The organism is Mycolicibacterium agri (assembly GCF_002553505.1).
GTDB classification, from domain to species: domain Bacteria; phylum Actinomycetota; class Actinomycetes; order Mycobacteriales; family Mycobacteriaceae; genus Mycobacterium; species Mycobacterium agri.
This window is the reverse complement of the sequence record NZ_PDCP01000054.1, coordinates 1-20,341: the sequence shown is the minus strand read 5'-3', so window position 1 is coordinate 20,341 and position 20,341 is coordinate 1. Positions and strand designations below refer to the sequence as shown.

Genomic DNA, 20,341 nt, shown 5'->3' with positions numbered 1-20,341 from the left:
TGATCACCCGAGAATCCGGATTTACCGTCAAACCCCGTCCACCGGAGTCATACTCCGGCAACGGAGATTTCTATCCGCCTCCATGGAAGAGGGGCACGATGAAACTCGTTCGGCACGACCGGCACACAAAGCTGCGAATCCCGCTCGCCATTCTTGCAACGTTCACGCTCACGTTGTCGATGTCGTGCGGCGGCAGGACCGCAACTCCTGAGGGTGAAGGCGGCGGGGAGGGCGCCGCGCCCTCCGAAGTGAAGAACCCGGGTGTCTTCGTCCACTCGCTTGGCGGCGAGCCGGAATCGCTCGACCCGGCCGCCACCACCGACGGCGGATTCGGCAACCGCGCCATCATCCAGATGTATGACTTCCTCGTCGACATCCCGCCGGACAGCGCGGACCCGGTGCCGATGATCGCCACCGAAGTACCGACTCAGGAAAACGGCCTGGTTTCTCCCGACGGCCTGACCTATACCTTCCCCATCCGGCAAGGCGTGAAGTTCCACGACGGCACCGACCTCACTGCCGAGGACGTCAAGTTCTCCTGGGACCGCGTGATGACCATGAATCTGCCCGAGGGACAAGCGTCGAAGCTGACCGACCTGATCGAGTCGACCCGCGTCGTCGACCCGTACCGGTTCGAGGTGAAGCTCAAGCAGCCTGCGGCCTACTTCCTGGGCACTGTGGCGTATTCACCGCCCGCAGCGATCGTGAGTAAAGACGCCGTCGAGAAGAACGGTGGCGTGCAACCGAATACGACCAATGAGTTCATGACGACCAACGAGGCCGGCAGCGGGCCGTACAAACTCAAGCAATGGGATCGCGGCGAGCGGCTCATGTTCGAGAAGTTCACTGACTACTGGAACGGCCCCGCCAAGCTCGACGCGCGGTGGGAGGTCGTCGACGACCCGAGCGTCATCGTGATCGGCATGAAGGCCGGCGACTTCGACCTGGTCGAGCCGACACCGCAATACGTCACCGAACTCAAGGGCACCAAGAACGTCTGCTTCGACGAGAGCGGATTCCTGCTCGAGCCTCTGCACCTGGCGTTCAACCTCAACATCGACAAGGCGAAGTTGCCTCCCAACGACACGATCCCGGCTGACTTTTTCCACGACCCGCGGATTCGCCAGGCGTTCGACTACGCCTTCGACTACGACACCATGGTCCAGTCGGGCCTCGAAGGCTTCGGCGCCAACCCGACCTACCTACCGCCCGGTGTGCTGGGCTGGTCCGAGAACGCCCCGAAGTACAAGCAGGACTTAGCTCAGGCCGAGAAGCTGTTCCGCGAGACCGGCTACTGGGACAAGGGGTTCGAGGTGTCGATCCTCGTCGAGGAGGCCAACCCGACGTTCACGCCCGTCGGCCTCATTCTCAAGGACTCGCTGGAGAAGCTGAATCCGAAATTCCGGGTCAATGCCGTGCAGGTCGCCGAGTCGCAGTTCGACGAGATGCACGGTCAGACACCGTTCCCCTACGCGATGTGGATCAAGAACGCCGATCCGTTCACCGATCCATATCAGTTCATGCAGACCTACTTCCATCCCGACGGTGAGTGGGGCGAAAAGCTCGGTTACCGCCAGGGATACCGGGATCCCGACGCATTGGCCAGTGTCCTTGACGAGGCCGCGGTTTCCACCGACCCGGATGAGCGCGAGCGGCTCTACACGCAAGCGCTACAGATGATCCACGACGATCCGATGTGGATATGGGCCGCCGATGAGAAGAACGTGCAGATCATGCAGTGCTGGGTGAAGGACTTCGTCTACAACCCCCTGTGGGTCATGCCGAGGTGGGTCTTCTACAACAAGGGCTGAATTCCAGAAGCCGGAAGAGGCACCGAGATTGAGACGATATGCAGGTACGTGATTACGTCATCCGGCGTCTGATCAAACTGCCACTCGTCATCGTCGCCGTGACGATCGGTGTGTTCATGCTCTCGCGGATCGGTGGCTCGCCGATCGCCATCTACATCGAGCATGAGATGTCGCGCGACGAGATCGCGGCCCTCGAGCAGCGCTACGGCCTCAACGACCCGCTGCCCGTGCAGTACCTGCGCTGGCTCTGGGGCGTGTTGCACGGTGATCTGGGATGGTCGGGAGTGTCGGTGGCGCCGGTGGCCGACGTCCTGCCGAGCCGGTTCATCGCGACGATGGAGTTGGCGACCCTCGGCGCACTCATCGCGATCGGGCTCGGCATCGGGCTGGGCACCTTCGCCGGCGCGCGTCACAACAAGCTATCCGACCACCTGACCCGGATTTTCACAGTCACCGGGGCCAGCCTCCCGCTGTTCTGGTTTGCGTTGCTGATGCTCATCCTGTTCTACCTGATCATCCCGATCGTTCCCCTCGGCCGGTTCGATGAGGGCATCTACGCGACAATCAACCACTACACCGGGTTCTACACACTGGACTCGCTGCTCAGCTTCAACCTGACCGCATTCTGGGATGCGCTCAAACACCTGGCGCTGCCCGCCTTCGTGCTCGGTTTCGAGGGCATGGCGGTCACGGCCCGCATGATGCGATCGTCGTTGGTCGAGGAGATGAACGAGGATTACGTCGACAGCGCCCGGGCCAAGGGGCTACCGGAGCGGCTCGTGATAAAGCGGCACGCGCGGCGCAACGCACTCATCCCGACGGTCACGGTCGTCGGCATGAGCTGGGGCGTGCTCCTGCAGGGCTCGGTGGTCGTGGAGAACGTATTCCGCTGGCCCGGCCTCGGGCGCTGGGCCACCGAAGGTGTCATCCGTGGCGACAGGGCAACGATCATGGCCTTCGTGCTCGTCACGGCGGTGGTGTTCCTCGTCGTCAACCTGATCGTCGACGTGATCTACGCATACCTCGACCCGAGGGTCACGCTCGGAGCGGACGCCTAGGTGTACCGAGTCATGACGTTGGTGTCAGTCGGCTGATCGGTGGGAGGCCGCCGAGTGCGCTGTGGCGTCGTTGAGTGTTGTAGTAGTGCAGCCAGGGTGCAAGTGCTTGGGCACGTTGAGCGTTAGAGGTGAAGACTCGTTTGTAGGCCCATTCGGTCTGCAGGGTGCGGTTGAGCCGTTCGACCTTGCCGTTCTGCCATGGGCAGTGCGGTTTGATGAACACTTGTCGTGCGCCCAGCTCTGCGCACACGTCACGGATCGAGTAGCGGTAGGCCCAGGCGTTGTCGGTCATCACCTCTTCGATGGTGGTGATTCCGTGTGCGCGGAAATGATGCGCTGCTCGTCGTAGGAATCCGGCGCAGGTAGCGCCTTTCTCGTCGGGCAGGATTTCTGAGTAGGCCAGCCGGGAGTAGTCATCGACTAACGAGTGAATGTAGTCGAATCCATGGCCGTTCTTGCGATCTCGATCCGGTGCACGTCCTCGTCCGTGTGCTCGCCATCCACCGCCGGCGGGGATGCGACCCAGCTTCTTGACGTCCATGTGCACCAGCTCGCCGGGGCGCGACCGCTCATAACGGACAGCGGTGGTCTTGGAGGCGCGGATCAGCTGACCGGTCATCGGGTCCAGCTCGCGTAGGTGGGGCATCTGTCGGCGGTTGAGCACACGGGACACCGTTCGCGGGCACATCCCGAGCTTGGCGGCGATCTCGTCAGGGCCGCAGCGGTGGCGTTTGCGCCAGGCCACGATCTGGTTCTCCACGCTGGGCCGAACACGGCTCGGACTGGTATGCGGCCGCGAGGACCGGTCGTGAAGACCGTCTTCACCCTCGGTCTCAAAACGGCTGATCCAGGTGTGGACGCATTTACGCGAAACCCCCATCGCTTTCGCGATATGGGCCTTGGGCCAACCAGCCTGATACCGGCGCACTATCAGCAGCCGGCCGTGAAACGTCGTACGGGCATTACGGTGGGACACGAGAACCTCCGGACGGTGGTGGACCTAGACAAGCCACACCCCACCCGGAGGTTCTCCTCACATCAAGCCAACACGCCTGCTACCAACGTCCTGTCCCAGTACACCTAGGAGGCTGACTTGATGACGGACCTTGCGCACCGTGCGGAGCGGCCATTCGCCGCTCCGGTCGGCCGGTGGGAGGGGTTGCGGTCGCGCGCGCGGAGATTCCGCGAGCTCGCCGCCGTCGCGCTGCGCAGCCCGACGACGGTCATCGGGTTGGTGTTGATCCTCGCCTTGGTGACCATGGCGATCTGTGCCCCGCTGATCATGGAGCCGAACTTTCCCGACCCCTACCAGATGCCGCGAGACTGGACGCAGATCAACGCCCCGCCGGGAACCCCGGGACACCCACTCGGCACAACGGGCGAAGGTGGCGACGTGCTTTACGGAATCGTCTGGGGTGCAAGGACTTCGCTCAAGCTAGCCTTCATCGTCGTTGCCCTGACTGTCGTGATCGGTGTCATCATCGGCAGCGTCGCCGGATTCCTGGGCGGCAAGGTCGATGAGGTGCTGATGAGGGTCGTCGATGTTTTTCTCGCGGTGCCCGAGCTCATCCTGGCCCTGGCGATCGCCGCGCTGCTCGGACCGTCGTTCACGAACATCATCATCGCGATCACCGTGCTCGGTTGGTGCCGATACGCACGAATAATTCGCGCGCAGATCATTCACACCAAACAGAACGAATATGTCGACGCCGCGAGGGTTATCGGCGACTCACGCCTGCGCATCTATGTGAAAGACATCCTGCCGAACTCGATAACGCCGGTGGTCGTGGCGGCGACTCTGCAGATGGGCGCCGTGGTGATCTTCGCTGCGACACTGAGCTTTCTGGGACTGGCGGAGGCGGGCCTGGCTGAATGGGGAAACCTGGTCAGCGAAGGGCAGTCCGGCGTCGTCTCCGGCCGTTGGTGGGTTGCCACCTTCGCCGGGCTGATGGTGTTTCTGTGGTCCCTGGGCTTCAACCTGTTCGGTGACGGTCTGCGCGATGTCCTCGATCCGCGAAGTGAGGGTCGGTGAACGTCTCCCACAGCGCCGCGCCCGGCCTCACGATGCCGCAGCACCCCGGCGAAACGCCGCTGCTCTCGGTGCGAAACCTGTGCGTCCACTTCGACACCAAGCGCGGCGTCGTGCATGCGGTCGACGGCGTCGACTTCGACATTCACGAAGGCGAGACGCTAGGCCTTGTCGGCGAAACCGGATCCGGGAAGAGCGTCACTGCCAGGTCGCTGCTGCAACTGGTACCGAGACCGCCGGGCATCTTCGCAGCAGGCCACGCGATTTTTCATCCGAAGGTCACCTGCACCGTCTGCAACGGCGCCGGCTGCGACAGTTGCCAGCGGACGGGCCGTGTCACAGCGCCGTGCCGGTCATGTTCGGGCGTCGGCTGCGACAAGTGCGATCACAGCGGGCAACAGACGGTCGACCTCATGACCGCACCGATCAGACGGATCCGCGCGATCCGCGGCAACCACATCTCGATGATCTTCCAGGATCCGGGCAAGGCGTTGAACCCGGCGCTGACGATCCGCGACCAGGTGGCTGAGGTGCTCGCCGAACACCAATCAGGCAGGTTGCTAGCCGAAGCCGGACTGGACCCCGTGCATGCGAACATCCTGCTGCGTCGCGACGGTCACCGCCGATCGACCCTGGCCGAGAAGACGGCCTTGCTGTTCCCCCCATTGCACAAACCGCACAAGCGCCTGCAGGCCGTCCTCGACGAGCGGATAGCCGCGGCGCTTGCCGACACGCGTATCCCCAACCCGCGCAAGATCATGCAGCGGTACCCGCACGAGCTGTCGGGCGGTATGAAACAGCGGGTGATGATCGCACAGGGTCTGGCCGCCGGGCCCGAGTTGCTGATCGCCGACGAACCCACCACCGCGCTGGACGTGACTATTCAGGCACGTATCCTCGACCTCCTCGCCGAACTACAGGAGCGGACGCGCACGGCGATCCTGTACATCAGCCACGATCTATCTCTGGTCCGCCGGATCAGCAACAGGGTTGCGGTCATGTACGGCGGACGCATCGCCGAGATAGGTCCTGCCGACGAGGTTTTCGAACAACCCGCCCATCCCTACACGCGTGGGCTGGTGGGCGCGGTCCCCTCGCCGAAACACGCCCGCGGCCACCTGGTGGCCATCGAGGGCACCGTGCCCGAACTGGTCGACCCACATCCGGGTTGCCGGTTTGCCAGCCGGTGTCCGCATACCGCGTCTGTGTGTCGACACACCGACCCGCAGCTACGGATACACGCCCCCGGCCGGATGTCGGCGTGTTTCCTCTACGACGACGTCGATGAACTCGGTGTCGAAACCGACGAGATGCCCAAGCGGGAAGCTCTGCAATGAGTGCGACGCTGGAACCCGACGCCACCCTCCGCGCGACGACCGGGCCGGACCACCTCGTCAACGTTCGCGACCTCACCAAATACTTCCCCATCCGGGAAGGTGTGCTGCAGCGCGTCACCGGGCACGTCAAGGCCGTCGACGGTGTCAGCTTCGACATCCACCGCGGCGAGACCGTCGGCCTCGTCGGTGAGAGCGGTTGCGGTAAAACAACTCTGGGCCGCTGCATCGCCGGGCTGATGAGTCCCACCTCGGGCGGTGTCTACTTCGGCATGGACCACGACTCGGTGGATCGCCTCGACGCGCAACTCGGACTGCCCTTCGACAAGCGCAACGAAGGCGAGATCGCGGCCATCGACCACCGGCACCGCATCGACATGATGCCCCACGCAGCTTGGCGCACTTACCGGCGCAACTGCCAGGTGGTCTTCCAAGATGCGTTCTCGTCGCTGAACCCACGTCAGCTGGTGATCGACATCGTCGGCCGTCCCCTGCGCATTCACAAGGAGGCCTCCGGCACCGCGCTCATCGAGCGGGTGGTGGAACTGCTCGAGAACGTGGGACTGGGCCGTCAGCACCTCTATCGGTACCCGCATCAATTCTCCGGCGGGCAGCGGCAACGTATCTCGATCGCTCGGGCGTTGGCCCTCGACCCTGAATTCATCGTCCTGGATGAGCCGACGAGCGCGCTGGACGTCTCGGTGCAGGCCCAGATTCTGAACCTGCTCCACGAGCTTCAGCAGCAGTACCGGTTGACGTATCTGTTCATCAGCCACGATCTCGGTGTCGTCCAACACATGAGCGATCGCATCATCGTGATGTACCTGGGCCGGATCAGTGAAATCGGGCGTTCCGACGAGATTTTCGAAGCGCCACGCCATCCCTACACGCAAGCCCTTCTGGCGGCCAATCCCGCGCTCGAGGTGACCGACGAGACGATCCGACTACCCGGCTCGGTGCCTGACCCGTCCGACCCGCCGCAGGGGTGCCGCTTCCACACGCGGTGTCCCGTGGTGATCGAGCGGTGCGGATGGGGCGTCAGCGACGCACTGCGGATCCTCGAGACGAGGGGACATCTCCTCGACAATCTCAAGGCGGCCAACAAGCACACCCCATTCGACGGGGACCTCGCATTCGACACCGCCGAGGAGGCCGAGGCCGTTGCGGCCGAGTTGGGAAGCGATGCGACACCCGAGCCGATGCGGCGAGCGTGCGAACTGTTGGAGGTGCGCGCAACATCGGTGCATCTGCGATACACGCCGGTCGACGACATGTCGGTCAGCGGTGTCGGCACCGAGCATCAGACCGCCTGCATCCTCTACAACGGCGGGCACAAGGACTAGGTTCGACTGCGGGTGGGCCGAGGAGGAAGTGTCGGCGACGCCGTTCTCTGCTTTGGTGACGGCTGCCAGAACGACCCGGTCTGTTTGCCGATAGTATTGCGCAGCAACCCGATTCCCTCGATCTCCAGCTCGACCACATCGCCCGGCTGCAGGCTCTTGTAGAGCTCCAGCCCGCAACCGAGACCCACCGTGCCCGTGCCGATCACTTCGCCGGGCACCAGCTTGCCGCTACGCGATGCATAAGCCAGCAGCTCGCCGATGCTCCAGGTCAACGTGGACGTCGAGCCCCTCGACCACTCCTCGCCGTTGACCCTCGCGACCATCGTCAGGTCGTTGATGTCAAGCTCGTCGAGAGTGGTCACCCACGGACCCAGCGCGGTCGCGAAGTCCTTGCCCTTGGCGGGACCGAATCCGGATGGCATTTCGCGTGCCTGCACATCGCGGGCGGTGAAGTCATTCAGCACCGTCACGCCGAGAAGGTGCTCCTGGGCCGTTGCCGGCTCCAGGTCCGAGCCTTCCGTGCCGACGACGAGGCCGAGTTCCAATTCATAGTCCATATAGGAGCTTTCGCTCGCCCAGGGGACCACGTCGTCGTGACCGATGACCGTATTCGGATCCATCTTGTAGTACACGGGCCGTTCGTAGAAGACGTCACCCAGCTCCTTTTTGCCCCGCGCATGTGCGTTCACCAGATGCTGCTCGAACGCAGCGAAGTCCAGCATCGCCGGCGGGTCGATCGCCGGTGCCCACTTCAGGCCGCCCAGCGGTAACACGGCCTTTTCATCGGGCTCGTCGATCGCCTGCTCTACTCGACGGAGGAACTCTTGGCCCGCTCCCAGCGCCGCAGTCAGGCTCGATGGGAAGTACACGCCCGAGATGGCCTTCGCTGCTTCGGTTGTCGCTCCGGCCCGTCGCAGCCTGCGACCTTCAGCCGCCCGCAAATCAGTTGCCAGGTCGGCATCGATGTCGATGGCGACCAGCCGGATCTCGGCACCGTCGGGCGTTTCTCTGATCACCCGGCCGAGCTTCATGATGCACCGCCCCGTGTCACAGGAACGAGCAGCTCGCGCTCCCGCGAGGTCAGCATGGGCACCACCGTGCCCTCGATCAGATCGCGAAAGTGCGGCGTCTCCCGGTGCGCCAACAACGCAGCCTCGTCGGCGTACTCCTCGTACAGCACGAACACGTCGGGATTGTCCGCCGACCGCGCGGCACGATACAGCAGGCAGCCCGGTTCGTCCCGGGCAACGGCGGCGGCCATCTTCTGCAGTGTCGCCTCGACCGCGTCACTGTGTCCCGGCTGCACGTGGTAGCGGGCAAGTAATGTTCGCATCGTCTGTTCCTTCCTCACGAACGGTCTGTGTCAATGCTTTCTGCGTCGGCGACAGGCACCGAGGCGAGCCGTCGACGCAGGGCGATGATGACGACGGTGGCCAGGAGCGACGCTATCGCCGCGCCGATCCAGGCTGCCCCGTGTGAATGCCTCTCGGCAAGGATGCCCAAAATGACCGGACCGGCGATCGAGCCGACGAATGCGCCCGTCTGCACCACTCCCATGACCGCGCCGGGTGCATCGGGATTCAACCGTGTCATCGCCAAGTTGTAGGCCCCCAGCCATGCCCAGCCGGTGGCGAAAGCGATCGGTACCGCGATGGACACCACTATGTGATGCGGCACAGCCAGCAGCAGAAACCCAGCAGTCCCCGCCGCCATCATGCCGGCGACCAGGTCCAGTTGGTTGCCCGCCCTGCGGTCCGCCCAGTATCCGACGCCGATGCGACTGGCCAGGCCGACGATACTGCCCGCCGCGACGAGAACACCCGCCGCGCCCTGGCTCAATCCGGCCGAGACAGCGGTACTCACACTGTAGGCGCCCAGAGAGCCCGCCGCCGCCGCCCCGAGACCGAAACTCATTGCCGCGACGGCCAACTGCCATCGCGATAGATCCGGCGCACCTGGTTTCGCGCCATGCGCCAGCCGACCCCGCGACCGCGGCACCATCGCGACCACCGTCAATGCCAGCACCGCTGAAATCGCATACACCCAGCGCCAGCCAATGGTGAGTGCGACGGCGGGCACCGAAATCCCGGCGACAACATAGGCGACCGGGATCGAGCTGTGCTTGATACCGAATGCAAGCCCCTGCCTGGTCGGTTCGTAGTGCCACGCGACCAGCACGCTCGACGCAGTGCGGGTGACCGCTGTACCGACGCCCGCCGCGCCGGCCAGCAGACACATCTCCAACGTCGAGGACGCCAACCCCCCCATTCCGAGCAACGCCGCCGCATAGATCACCAGGCCGATCCTCAGGCTCGCTTGCAACCCGACCCGTTCCGACGCGTGGCGAAACGGGATTGAAAGCAGCGCGGCCGCACCGAAATAGGACGCGAACACCAGTCCTACTGAATCCAGTGACAGGCCGAAGTCGGCGCGGAGTTGAACGGCCAGCGCACCGGTCAGGAAGATCGGGAGCACCCCGACCGCGTCGACCGCCAGTGCCACCAAGCCGGCGCGTACCCATTTCTTGCCGGCCGTCAGGACACACCGAGCAGTCGGGCCGCGGTGACACCGGCGATGGCGGACACCGCCTCCGGGTCGCCGATGGCTTCCTTGAGTTTGCCCACCGGATCCCTTTCTCCCATGTCGAACGGGTGATCGCTGCCGAGCAGCACCTGGCCGACGCCGAGCCGTTCCACCAGGAAGCGCAGCGAGGCGGCGTCGTGCGTGAGCGAGTCGACGTAGATATCGCGGAGGTAATCCGTGGGCATCGTGATCGTTGTCTGCGTCTGCACCGACAGTCGGTGCCGGAATCCGTGGTCCCACCGGCCGAGCAGACACGGGAAGGCACCACCACCATGCGAATAGCAGATCTTGAGCCCGGGAAGTCGGTCGTACACCCCGTTGAACACCATCGAAGCGACGGACACCGCTGTATCGATGGGCAGACCGACAAAGTTGTGCAGCTGATTGTCCTTCAGCCGTTCTCTTCCCAACGGGTTGATGCCGTGTGAGAACACGAAGAGGTCACGCTCGCGGACCTCCTCCCAGAACGGGAAGAGCGACTGGTCACCGAGGTTCATTCCATCGATGTTGCTGCCGACCTGAATGCCTATGAACCCGTAATCGTCTGTGATGCGGCGCAATTCGCCGATCGCAAGCTTCACGTCCTGCAAGGGCACATTTCCCAGCGGCAACACGCGACCGCCGAAGCCATCGGCGAGTTCAGCGTAGGCGTCGTTGATCGCGCGGCTTACGGTCAACCCCAGCGCAGGGTCTACGTCGAGGTGCGACATCGGCGGGGCGATGGAGGCGGCGACGACGTCCACACCCGCGGCATCCATGTCCGCGAGGATCGTCGTCGGATCAGTCAGGGAATCGGGCAGTGTCTGTCTGAAGCCATTGTCCAGCCACACGGTGGGCACACCGTCATCGTTGGTGTCCACTCGGCCCGCCACAGGCACCTGACCGGATACGACGGCATCCGCAAACGCTTTCGGGACGTGATGCCAGTGGACGTCGATGACCTTCTGCATCGACTATCTGCCTGTCCAAACCGGCTTCCGACGTTCTTCGAATGCCCGCGCGCCCTCAGCCCGGTCTTCGGTGTCCCAGACCTCCTTGAGCATGTAGGCCGACAGCTCGAGGGCGTCGCGCATGCCGTGATTGAGGCCCTCCATAATCGCGCGTTTGGACCATCTCGTGGCAAGCGGAGCGTTCTGCAGAATATCGTGTGCGATCTCTTCCGCCTTAGCCAGCAACTGACCGGGATCGACTATCTCGGTGACCAGCCCTATCCGCAGTGCCTCGTCGGCGTCGATCTTATAGTTCTTGCCCTGCAACGTCATCCGCAGTACGTAATTCAACGGGATGCGTCGGCTCAACCCGATCGGCTCCCAACCTGACACCAGCCCCACATTCACGTGCGAGTCGAAGAACACTGCGTTGGTCGACCCAATGATGATGTCGGTGTCGGACAAGAAGTGCAGCCCGCCGCCGCAGCAGATGCCGTTGACGGCGGTGATGATCGGCTTGTATACCTGCTCCATGATTCGGGCGACGGGCAACCAGATGTGACCCATCGGCCGGGTTCGCGACTCCTTTACGTCCACACCGGAGCAGAAGTACCTCTCGCCGGCACCGGTGACAATTGCCACCCACGAATCATCGTCGGTATTGAAATCCGTCCATATCGCCGCCATCTCGTCGCACATCTGCACATTGAATGCGTTGGCGGCCTTTTCGCGGTTCAGCGTGATGTAGGCGATTTTGTTCCGTTTCTCATAGATGGTCTCGACCAGCGATACGTCGCCAATATTGCTGAGCCTCATCGCAGGTCCTTTCGAGGTCAGTTCGGGCAGAAACCACCATCGACGTTGATGGCCTGCATTGTGATGGCGCCTGCGCCGTCGGACACCAAGAACAGCGCGAGCGGAACAACTTCGGTCGGGTCGATGAACCGCCCCATCGGGATCTTCGCGATCCACATCGCCCGTGTCTCCTCGGGTGACTTCCCCGAGTCGCGGGCGAACTTCCGCATGCTGTCCTCGACCATGTCGGTCAGGACGAAACCCGGACAGATGGCGTTGACGGTGACGCCGAACGGCGCGGCTTCGAACGCGACCTCTTTCGTCAGGCCGAGCACCGCGTGCTTCGACGAGACGTATGCGGCACGGTTCGGTCCGATCGGTACCTTGCTCGATGTCGATGCGACGTTGATGATGCGGCCCCACCTGCGGTCGAGCATCTCGGGGATGATCTCCCGAATCGTGTAGAAATACGAATTCACGTTGACGCTGTAGTGGTGTTCCCACACCTCGTCGTTGTGGTTGGCGATGGGTTCGTTGTCCAGCACCCCAGCGCTGTTGATCAGGATGTGGATTTCGCCGAACTCGTCGCGGGCGCGGCGCACGGCCTCCTTGATTTGTTCTTTGTCCTTGACGTCGGTGGGGATGGCGATCGCACGGCCGCCGAGCCCCGCAAGTTCTTCGGCCAGCTCCTTCAAGTTCGATTCGGTGCGTGCCACAAGTGCGATCGATGCCCCCTCTTTCGCCAGCCCGCGTGCGATCTCGCGGCCCATGCCCCTGCTGGCGCCGGTCAGGAAGACGTTCTTGCCGTCCAGTTGCCTCATGTGTTGCTCCTAACTTGTGATGGACGGCTCAGCGCCGCTGTTCTTCCTCGACGATCTGGGCCAGCACCCGATCGCTCGGCTCGCGCCTGCGGTGGCGAACCTCGATCCGAACCCGCTCGAGAACCCGTTGTGCGACTTCGTTGTCGATCGGGTCCCAACCGTGTTCGACCACGCAACGCTTGATGGCCTCGACGCCGGAGTAGTGGCACAGCGGCACGTAGGCCTGGTTTCCGATGACTCGGGGCGACCACGCGTTGAAGGACCATTCGTCGCCCTCGGGCAGCGCGTAGTGCACCTCGGCGGCGTGGGAGAACGCGGTATGCCCGCAGCCGGCTTGATGTTCGGGAATCGGCTGGTTCCACACGTCGGCCACCCATTCGCAAAGGTCCTGAATGAGTTCAAGTCTCATGCCGGTGTCGTAGCCGTACATCATCTCCAGGATGGGGGCCAGAACCGCGAGGTTGGGCACTCCGGCCCGTTCCCCGAGTCCGTTGATGCAGCCCTCGAGCACCTCTGCCCCGCCCTCGAGCGCCGCAAGTTGTCCCGCGGTACCGAGCTCGAAGTCGTTGTGGCTGTGGATCGCCAATGGAATCTTGGGTCCGAGGATCTGCTTGACGACCCACGCGTGGTGCTTATACACGGCGGGAATGCATGCGCCGCAGATGTCGTCGATGCGCAGCCCGTCGATGCCGGCTTCCTTCAGCCGCGACACGATGGTCTTCAAGCGCTCCAGATCGAGTCGCGAGAAGTCCATCAGGTTGGGATTCATATACGCGCCTTGCTCTTTGCCGTATGCGATGGCCTCGCAGGCGCGGTCGAGGGCTTCCTCACGCGTGATCGTCAGACCGCCCATCGACTCGACGAGCTTGTAGTTGTAGTCCGAAATCGCGAAGGCCGGGCAGATGATGTCTGCGCCTGCCTCGAGACACAGGTCGATCTCCTCGCGGCAGGCCTTGGGGTTGAGCGCAGCCGTCGGATGCACCAGCGCCTGAATGCGGAACTTGACGCCCATCGCCTTCGTGCGTTTGATCTCGTCGATGAAATCGTGGTGCATCTCGACGATGTGCACTCCGATTTCGTCGATCCGGCGGGCGAATTCGAGCACCTCGTCAATGCCTACTGACACACCGGCGACCTGCCTGCCTTCCCGCAACGTCATGTCCATGAGTTGGACGGTCTCCGGGAGGTGCATGTCGGAGCGGATTCCCTCATCGAAGCAGTACGGGCTGACAGCCCACATCCCCTCGCGGAAGCCCGGCGTGCCGACTCCACCGTCCGGCACGTGGCCGCTGCTCTTGGTAGCCGATCCCTCCGGCGGCGCGGTCGCGACCACGGGTTGAGGTAGCCACTCCCTCAGTTCAATGGACATCAAAAATCCTCCCGGAGAAGAGAATTCACACGCCAGCAGGCTTGCTTGACGCAACCGGATGCTATGACCAGTGATCGAGACGCTCAACGTTCAGCCATTTTGATTCGACGTCGAAACATCGGATGCGGATGTTGCTCGCCGAGAACACTTCGGAGCAACATGTGGCCATGACGCGGCTTGGCGGGAGAGTCTCGTGCTAACGCACTTGCGCGTGATCGAGTTGGGTCAGGTCATAGCTGGGACCTTCGGCGACATGATCCTCGCCGATCTGGGTGCCGAAGTGATCAAGGTCGAACCTCCGGCTGGGGACGCGGGCAGGCGGTCCGGCATCTACGGGATCGGCGAGGAGAGCGCGATCCATCTGACGAATAACCGAAACAAGAAAAGTGTTGCGCTGGACCTGCGCACCGATGAGGGACGAGCGGTTCTGCTCGACCTGGTGTGCACGGCGGACGCGGTAGTGGAAAACTTCCGGCCGGACGTGCTCGAGCGTCTCGGCATCGATTACGACAGGCTGCGTGCGGTCAATCCGGGCATTGTCCTAGTGTCGGTGTCGGGCTTCGGCACGGACAGTCCCTACCGCGTTCTGCCGGCGTATGACCTGATCCTGCAGGCGATGACGGGCCACATGTCGATCATGGGTGAGCCGAACCGGCCGCCTGTGATCATGGGCATTCCGATCGCCGATCTGCTCGCGGGCGTGTTCTCAGCGGTCGCCTTGCTGGCCGCGGTGGAGTCTCGGCGGGAGACCGGGAAAGGCGCCCACATCGACATCGCAATGTTCGACGTCATGGTCGAGATGCTGGCCCATGTCGGCACCTTGTACCTCAACACCGGCATCGACCAAAGACCACAGGGTTCGGCACACCCGTTCATCACGCCGTGGCAGGCGTTTCGTTGCAGCGACGGCCATTACATTGTGGTCGCCCCCCGTGAGGAACATTTCTGGCAGAAGCTGTGCGCGGTGCTCAAGGTCGATGAGCTCACCACCAGGCCCGAATTCGCCGACGCCAAATCGCGGCAGGCGAACCGCGATGTGTTGGTGCCGATGCTGGAAGCCATCTTCGAGTCACGGCCCTCCGAGCAGTGGTTAGAGCTGCTTCAGGACGGTGGCGTCCCTGCCGCCCCCGTGAATCGGATGCCAGAGGTGTTCTCGGACAAGCACATTGAGGTTCGGCGGATGGTCAAGACGTTCGCAAAGGCCGGCCGAGAGGTGCGTGTGGTCGGTAACGCGATCAAAGTTATCGGCGGTGAGGAAACCGAAGCGGCCGCGCCGCCGAGCTTGGGCGGCGACACAGAGGACGTACTGACCGGCCTGCTCGGCTATCCGCGCGAAAAGATCGACGCACTGACTGCGGCGGGTGCGTTCGGGTGACTATGTCACTGCTCACCGACGAGATCAAAGCTCTCGTCGGCAGGTCGTGGCCTGCTGTGGTGTACGAGGTGGAAAGGACCGGGATCCGGGCGTGGGCACGCGCCGTCGGATACGTCGACCCGGTGTTCTACGACGAGTCCGTCGCGCGCGCCCGCGGATATCCGGGGCTGCCTGCGCCGCCCGGCTATCTCGGCGTCCCGCGGTTCCGTCCGGGCGAACCGGAGCCCGGCCCGCCGATCCGCGGCCTGCATCCCGACTTGCAGCGCAGCGTCAACGGCGGCACTGAGGTCGAGTACCGCGCGATGGTGTTCGCCGATGACGAGCTGGTCGCCTCGCCGGTGATCGTCGACGTCAAAGAACGCGAGGGATCTCTCGGTCAGATGCTCATTTTCACCCGCAAAGTGCGGTTCAGCAGGCAATCTGAACTAGTCGCGACGTTGACTGCAACAGTGATCAACTACTGAGGAGATGACGGGGTGTGACAGGAGCCCAGCAGGTCTATGCCGAGGACATAGCGCCCGGATATGAGCTGCCGGAGCTGGTGAAGAACTGCACTCCTCGGCAGCTGGTGATGTGGGCAGGTGCCGCGCCGGATTTCTACGAGATCCACTACGACGCGGAATACGCCCGCGCCGCAGGCCTTCCCGGGCTCGTCGTGCACGGGGCACTGAAGTACGCGTTTCTCGGCCAGCTGCTACATGACTGGGTCGCACCCGACGGCCGTGTTGTGTCGTTCCGCTGCTCATACCGGGGGTTGGACGTACCGGGGGAAGACCTTCGTTGTCGCGGAGTGGTCCGCGGCTCGACGGTCGAAGCGGGTGAAACCCGCTTTGAGCTGCAGATTTGGATCGAAAACCCGCGCGGCGAGATCACCACGCCCGGAAGTGCCGTGGTTGTGCTGCCGTCGCGCAGCTAGGAGGACGCATGACACAGCTGGGTCGGGTACCCGCGCGACCTGACAACGTCTACCCGCTCACTCCCCCGCGCGGCGTACGTGCCGAACCGCGAGGGATCGATCCGGTCGACGCGGTGCTCGGCGCCTGGTCCGAACAGGCGCGCACCGAGGTCCAGCCGATCGCGGTGACCGCGCGCATCTCCCGGTTGGCGCATGTCCTTCAGCAGTGCATGGAGCGGGCGTCGTCGGCGTATGGCCTTGACTGGGGCCAATTCCTGGTGCTCGCCGCGCTGCGCGGCGCCGGTCCGCCATTCCGGATGTTGCCGCGCGACCTGCACCGGCTGCTGTTGTTGTCACCGGCCGCAGTCACCAACCGGCTGTGCAGGCTGGAAGTGAAGGGCTTTATCGAGCGCACCGCCGACCAATCCGATCGACGCAACATGCCTGTGGTGCTGACCGCGCAGGGCCTTGCGATGGTCGACAGGGCGATGGCGGCTTGTGTGCAGAAGGGAAACGACCTCTTCGGCGATGCCGATCTCCGTAACGTCGACATGGTGCTGCGCGAAATGCGCGACATCCTGGCGAGCTACGAGGATCTGATACCGCGTCGACGCGGAAACGCGCTGCCTCAGATCGACAACCGACCGTGGTCTGGGCATGCCCCGACCGGAGTGGACGCGCGGGACCAGTTTGTGCGCACCAACATGTGGCCCACATCGGAATCGGAGCTCGAGGAATTGCAGCGCGAGCTCGCGCGCCGCGTCAAGGAAGCGACACCGTGGCAGTGGCCCAGCCAAGCCGAACCGGCGATCGGTGGTGTGTTCGTTTCACTGCCGACGACCAGAACTGCTGGGGCGCCGCGCAACATCGCGTGGGCCGGCGCGGTGGTGATGAAGAGCCACACCCTTCTGGCCACCGCTACATGCACCCGTCGGCTCACCCGGCCATACCACCCCGGCTATCTCGCGGTGTCGGTCGGCCCGATTCTCGAAGACGTTGTGCACGCGCTCCCGATGCGGCCGGACGTGGTGATCGTGAACGCAGCTGGGCGCGATCACGTTCGTGGCGCGGGTCTGGCAATTCAATTGGGCAGTGCGCTGGACATCGCCACCATCGGTATCACGGACAAGACCGACCTCGGTGTGGCCGCCGAACCCGCTGAGAGACGCGGCGCCGCCTGCCCGGTCGAACTCGACGGCGAAGTGGTGGGTTACCAGGTGCGCACTCACGAGCGAAGCAACCCGATCGTGGCCCATGCCGCCTGGCTTACGACGCCGGAGTTGGCTCGCGATGTCGCGGTGCGCACCACCGAGCAGTTGCGCCTGCCGGAGCCGGTGCACCGTGCGCGCCAGCTGTCCCGGCGAATGCGAAGTGAATATGAGCGGACCGCAGGTGCCGGCCTCTACGACGGGATCCACTCCTGACCCCGTGTCTCGGGGACGCTGTTTTTACAGACCGAAGTCCATCGGTCGACCCTGCGGACCGACCGCGGTGTTCTCGGCGACGGCCGTGGCCACTGCGGCCCGGCCCCGGCTGGTGCCGACGACGGTGACCTGATCGTTGACCGCCAGAGCGGACGCCGCGCTGGCCTGGCCGCCGTCTCCGGTGATCGCGGTGGTGTTCGGGGTGATCGTGTAGGTGCGCACCGAACCGTCGGCCGCTCGGGTGGTCAGCGAGTCCGCGGTGACCGCGATCAACGTGCCCTGCTCGGAGAGCGGCTGCTCAGCCACGGCCTGCGGCGGCGTAGCGGGCGCCGGGGGCTGCGCGGTCACCAGCTCGGTGATGGCGGCCGCGAGCACGCTGGAAATGCCCACCGAGGCGGCGATCGAGCCGATCAGCAGGTTCGACTTCGAATGTGGCAACCGATGTCGTCCGCTCATGGCCCTTCGGGTAACCCAGCAAAGTCACCACCAAACACGGCCCCGCGGATTCACAGGTAGGGGTCGGCCCATGCGCTGATGATTCGAGCGGCGCGCACGGCCTGGTTCTTGCCGGTGAGCAGGTGATCGGCGCCCTCGAGCGAGATGAAGCTGCGGGGGTGGCGGGCGGCGCGGAAGATCTCGCTGGCGTGCTCGATGCCGACGGTGTTGTCAGTGGGCGAATGCATGACCAGCAGCGCCCTGCGCAGGGTGCGGATCTGCTCGCGCAGGTCGGCGTTCCGGACATCCTCGATGAAGTGTCGCTTGAGGGTGAGCGCCTTGCCGCCGACCAGAAACGGCGCCTCGCCGTCTTCTTCGATCCGCGCGACCAGCGCGTCATAGGCGTGCTCGACATGGCCGGGGTCGTAGGGTGCGCCGATGCTGACCACCGCCGCGATCGTCGGTGTTTCGTGCGCGGCAGCCAGCACCGCCGAGCCTCCGAACGAGTGCCCGACGAGCAAGTGCACTTCTCGCCCGGAGTCGTTCATGAATTCCACCGCGCGCACGGTGTCGGCGACCTTGTGCGAAAACGAGCCGTCGCCCCAGTCGCCTTCGGAGTCACCGAGCCCGAGGTTGTCGAAGCGCAGCATGCCGATGCCCTCGGCGGCCAGCTGCTTGCAGATGCGGTTCGCCGCCGGGCAGTCCTTGCCAAGGGTGAACCCGTGTGCGAACACCCCCCAGCCGCGCGGCTCGCCTTCGGGTAAGTCGACCAGACCCGCCAACTCCGGGCCCGTGGTACTGGGAAACCTGACGCGCTCAGCCACGGGAGCAATGTTGACACCAGTTGCCCGGGTGACGCGCGCAACCGGGAGGGAAAGTTTGATCACGAACCGTTGCGCACTTGACGGTTCACGCCTCGATAACCAAGCTGAGGATGCACGAAGCGGCCGAGGAGCCTTCGGGGCGGCCCCATGTGGTGCGGTCGGCGTCCCGGAAGAGTTTGCAGCTGGCGCTTCGGGTCGACGCTGAACCCGAAGGAGCCCTTGTGAGATGACGCAGAACATCGACGTGCATTGGCACCACGTACCACAACCGTTCGTCAAAGCGGTCGCTGACGGCAAGGTGCCGCTGAAAGGCCGATATGAACTCGACGACCGAGGCGAACCCGAAATAAAGGTCGATCTCGGATTCCGGGAGTTCACGCAGGAGCTTCCGCCGCGACTCTGCGAGGTGGAAGCCGCCATCGAACACATGGACCGGGTCGGTCTCGATGTGGTCGCACCGTCGGTGGCGCCGCCGTTGATGCATTATCTGGCGGGAGCCGAGGAAGGTCTGAAGGTCTCGCAAGTGATGAACGATGCGATGGCCGAAGTGATGTCGCCGCATGCACGACGGTTCCGGCCTCTGGCCAACGTCCCGCTCCAAGACCCGGAGGCGGCCGCCAAGGAGCTACGGCGGGCGATGGTCGACTTGGGCTTCGCCGGTGCGCAGATCGGCACACACGTCGGGGGACGAAATCTCGGTGACAAAGAGCTACGACCGTTCTGGGAAGCGGTCGCCGAACTGGACGCTTTCATCTTCTTGCATCCTTCACCACCTCCCCTCGGGTTGCGAGAAGGGCGGATCAATCGCCATGACATGGGCAACTTCGTCGGCCTTCCGATCGAAAGTGCCTGCGCCTTGGCGTCTTTGATGTTTGACGGAGTCTACGAGGACGTCGGTCCGCTGAACACCTGCTTCGCCCACGGGGGAGGCGCCTTCCCCTACATCATCAGTCGCTGGGAGCACGGGTACGAAGCGCGTCTGGCCCCGCGGAACCCGCCGATGAAGAATCCATACTCGTATCTGGACTCGGTGTACGCGGACTCGTTGACCCATAGTCCGAAGGCACTGCGATTCCTCCTCGAGATTCTCGGTGAGGATCACGTGATGCTCGGCAGCGACTACCCATTCGACATGGGCGTCGATGATCCCGTGGCAGCGATGCACGAAGCGATCGAAGCCGGACCCGTCCGCGACAAGGTCGCCGGGGGCAACGCGGCGAAGCTGCTCGGGATGACTGACTAGGTGTACCGAGTCATGACGTTGGTGTCAGTCGGCTGATCGGTGGGAGGCCGCCGAGTGCGCTGTGGCGTCGTTG

General features: G+C 63.9%; 20 protein-coding genes. 10 read left to right on the top strand and 10 right to left on the bottom strand.

Translation table 11 applies throughout. The features are described from left to right. Positions 1-98 precede the first annotated feature (98 nt). The gene (locus CQY20_RS23735) at positions 99-1,811 is read left to right on the top strand and encodes an ABC transporter substrate-binding protein (RefSeq protein WP_163700516.1); all 1,713 of its coding nucleotides are present in this window, start codon (positions 99-101) and stop codon (positions 1,809-1,811) included. Between the two features lie 38 nt (positions 1,812-1,849). Continuing rightward, positions 1,850-2,869 (top strand): ABC transporter permease, encoded by a 1,020-nt coding sequence (locus CQY20_RS23730; RefSeq protein ID WP_097942530.1) that lies wholly within the window; start codon positions 1,850-1,852, stop codon positions 2,867-2,869. A gap of 10 nt (positions 2,870-2,879) precedes the next feature. Here the strand turns inward: CQY20_RS23730 and CQY20_RS23725 are convergent, their stop codons facing one another. Beyond that, positions 2,880-3,845, bottom strand: a complete 966-nt coding sequence (locus CQY20_RS23725; protein WP_097942529.1) for an IS481 family transposase — start codon at positions 3,843-3,845, stop codon at positions 2,880-2,882. Positions 3,846-3,965: 120 nt separating this feature from the next. Here CQY20_RS23725 and CQY20_RS23720 point away from each other — a divergent pair, with 120 nt between their 5' ends. The 3 genes from CQY20_RS23720 to CQY20_RS23710 are packed head-to-tail and all read left to right on the top strand — an operon-like array spanning position 3,966 to position 7,575. Beyond that, positions 3,966-4,901, top strand: a complete 936-nt coding sequence (locus tag CQY20_RS23720; RefSeq protein ID WP_097942528.1) for an ABC transporter permease — start codon at positions 3,966-3,968, stop codon at positions 4,899-4,901. Then, a complete protein-coding gene (locus CQY20_RS23715; RefSeq protein WP_097942527.1) occupies positions 4,898-6,235 on the top strand; it encodes an ABC transporter ATP-binding protein in 1,338 nt (445 codons plus the stop codon). Before CQY20_RS23720 ends, CQY20_RS23715 begins: the two co-directional genes overlap by 4 nt. Then, positions 6,232-7,575, top strand: a complete 1,344-nt coding sequence (locus CQY20_RS23710; protein ID WP_097942526.1) for an ABC transporter ATP-binding protein — start codon at positions 6,232-6,234, stop codon at positions 7,573-7,575. Before CQY20_RS23715 ends, CQY20_RS23710 begins: the two co-directional genes overlap by 4 nt. On the opposite strand, the gene CQY20_RS23705 is transcribed toward CQY20_RS23710, so the two are convergent. Genes CQY20_RS23705 through CQY20_RS23675 form a run of 7 tightly spaced genes read right to left on the bottom strand, consistent with a single transcriptional unit; the run spans position 7,572 to position 14,072 of the window. Beyond that, a complete protein-coding gene (locus tag CQY20_RS23705; RefSeq protein WP_097942525.1) occupies positions 7,572-8,606 on the bottom strand; it encodes a fumarylacetoacetate hydrolase family protein in 1,035 nt (344 codons plus the stop codon). The two genes, CQY20_RS23710 and CQY20_RS23705, sit on opposite strands and share 4 nt — an antisense overlap. Further along, the gene (locus CQY20_RS23700) at positions 8,603-8,908 is read right to left on the bottom strand and encodes a putative quinol monooxygenase (protein WP_097942546.1); all 306 of its coding nucleotides are present in this window, start codon (positions 8,906-8,908) and stop codon (positions 8,603-8,605) included. Before CQY20_RS23700 ends, CQY20_RS23705 begins: the two co-directional genes overlap by 4 nt. Before the next feature lie 14 nt (positions 8,909-8,922). Beyond that, positions 8,923-10,077 carry an MFS transporter gene (locus CQY20_RS23695; protein WP_163700522.1) on the bottom strand — a complete coding sequence of 385 codons (1,155 nt, stop codon included), beginning with the start codon at positions 10,075-10,077 and terminating at the stop codon, positions 8,923-8,925. Positions 10,078-10,109: 32 nt separating this feature from the next. Then, positions 10,110-11,108, bottom strand: coding sequence for an amidohydrolase family protein (locus CQY20_RS23690; protein WP_097942523.1), 999 nt, complete (start codon positions 11,106-11,108; stop codon positions 10,110-10,112). A gap of 3 nt (positions 11,109-11,111) precedes the next feature. Further along, the gene (locus CQY20_RS23685) at positions 11,112-11,903 is read right to left on the bottom strand and encodes an enoyl-CoA hydratase/isomerase family protein (protein WP_097942522.1); all 792 of its coding nucleotides are present in this window, start codon (positions 11,901-11,903) and stop codon (positions 11,112-11,114) included. 17 nt (positions 11,904-11,920) lie between these two features. Then, positions 11,921-12,703 carry an SDR family NAD(P)-dependent oxidoreductase gene (locus CQY20_RS35630; protein WP_097942521.1) on the bottom strand — a complete coding sequence of 261 codons (783 nt, stop codon included), beginning with the start codon at positions 12,701-12,703 and terminating at the stop codon, positions 11,921-11,923. Between the two features lie 28 nt (positions 12,704-12,731). Next, positions 12,732-14,072, bottom strand: coding sequence for a hydroxymethylglutaryl-CoA lyase-like TIM-barrel protein (locus CQY20_RS23675; RefSeq protein ID WP_097942520.1), 1,341 nt, complete (start codon positions 14,070-14,072; stop codon positions 12,732-12,734). 193 nt (positions 14,073-14,265) lie between these two features. On the opposite strand from CQY20_RS23675, the gene CQY20_RS23670 reads away from it, so the two are divergent. Genes CQY20_RS23670 through CQY20_RS23655 form a run of 4 tightly spaced genes read left to right on the top strand, consistent with a single transcriptional unit; the run spans position 14,266 to position 17,766 of the window. After that, a complete protein-coding gene (locus tag CQY20_RS23670) occupies positions 14,266-15,447 on the top strand; it encodes a CaiB/BaiF CoA transferase family protein (RefSeq protein WP_097942519.1) in 1,182 nt (393 codons plus the stop codon). 2 nt (positions 15,448-15,449) lie between these two features. Then, entirely contained in the window at positions 15,450-15,911 is a 462-nt protein-coding gene (locus CQY20_RS23665) for an FAS1-like dehydratase domain-containing protein (protein ID WP_097942518.1), read from the top strand. 14 nt (positions 15,912-15,925) lie between these two features. Next, a complete protein-coding gene (locus CQY20_RS23660) occupies positions 15,926-16,363 on the top strand; it encodes a MaoC/PaaZ C-terminal domain-containing protein (protein ID WP_097942517.1) in 438 nt (145 codons plus the stop codon). Between the two features lie 8 nt (positions 16,364-16,371). After that, positions 16,372-17,766 carry an endonuclease V gene (locus CQY20_RS23655; protein WP_097942516.1) on the top strand — a complete coding sequence of 465 codons (1,395 nt, stop codon included), beginning with the start codon at positions 16,372-16,374 and terminating at the stop codon, positions 17,764-17,766. Between the two features lie 24 nt (positions 17,767-17,790). On the opposite strand, the gene CQY20_RS23650 is transcribed toward CQY20_RS23655, so the two are convergent. Then, positions 17,791-18,222 (bottom strand): hypothetical protein, encoded by a 432-nt coding sequence (locus tag CQY20_RS23650; RefSeq protein WP_097942515.1) that lies wholly within the window; start codon positions 18,220-18,222, stop codon positions 17,791-17,793. A 50-nt stretch (positions 18,223-18,272) separates the two neighbouring features. Continuing rightward, positions 18,273-19,025 (bottom strand): alpha/beta hydrolase family protein, encoded by a 753-nt coding sequence (locus CQY20_RS23645; RefSeq protein WP_097942514.1) that lies wholly within the window; start codon positions 19,023-19,025, stop codon positions 18,273-18,275. A gap of 226 nt (positions 19,026-19,251) precedes the next feature. Between CQY20_RS23645 and CQY20_RS23640 the strand changes: the two genes are divergently transcribed. Beyond that, complete coding sequence (locus CQY20_RS23640; RefSeq protein ID WP_097942513.1) at positions 19,252-20,268, top strand: amidohydrolase family protein; 1,017 nt, start codon at positions 19,252-19,254, stop codon at positions 20,266-20,268. Positions 20,269-20,341 lie beyond the last annotated feature (73 nt).

Coding starts and splice junctions, on each gene's coding strand:
- CQY20_RS23735 (WP_163700516.1), top strand. CDS start 99: ATGAAACTCGTTCGGCACGACCGGCACACAAAGCTGCGAATCCCGCTC.
- CQY20_RS23730 (WP_097942530.1), top strand. CDS start 1,850: ATGCAGGTACGTGATTACGTCATCCGGCGTCTGATCAAACTGCCACTC.
- CQY20_RS23720 (WP_097942528.1), top strand. CDS start 3,966: ATGACGGACCTTGCGCACCGTGCGGAGCGGCCATTCGCCGCTCCGGTC.
- CQY20_RS23710 (WP_097942526.1), top strand. CDS start 6,232: ATGAGTGCGACGCTGGAACCCGACGCCACCCTCCGCGCGACGACCGGG.
- CQY20_RS23705 (WP_097942525.1), bottom strand. CDS start 8,606: ATGAAGCTCGGCCGGGTGATCAGAGAAACGCCCGACGGTGCCGAGATC.
- CQY20_RS23700 (WP_097942546.1), bottom strand. CDS start 8,908: ATGCGAACATTACTTGCCCGCTACCACGTGCAGCCGGGACACAGTGAC.
- CQY20_RS23690 (WP_097942523.1), bottom strand. CDS start 11,108: ATGCAGAAGGTCATCGACGTCCACTGGCATCACGTCCCGAAAGCGTTT.
- CQY20_RS23685 (WP_097942522.1), bottom strand. CDS start 11,903: ATGAGGCTCAGCAATATTGGCGACGTATCGCTGGTCGAGACCATCTAT.
- CQY20_RS35630 (WP_097942521.1), bottom strand. CDS start 12,703: ATGAGGCAACTGGACGGCAAGAACGTCTTCCTGACCGGCGCCAGCAGG.
- CQY20_RS23675 (WP_097942520.1), bottom strand. CDS start 14,072: ATGTCCATTGAACTGAGGGAGTGGCTACCTCAACCCGTGGTCGCGACC.
- CQY20_RS23665 (WP_097942518.1), top strand. CDS start 15,450: ATGTCACTGCTCACCGACGAGATCAAAGCTCTCGTCGGCAGGTCGTGG.
- CQY20_RS23655 (WP_097942516.1), top strand. CDS start 16,372: ATGACACAGCTGGGTCGGGTACCCGCGCGACCTGACAACGTCTACCCG.
- CQY20_RS23650 (WP_097942515.1), bottom strand. CDS start 18,222: ATGAGCGGACGACATCGGTTGCCACATTCGAAGTCGAACCTGCTGATC.
- CQY20_RS23640 (WP_097942513.1), top strand. CDS start 19,252: ATGACGCAGAACATCGACGTGCATTGGCACCACGTACCACAACCGTTC.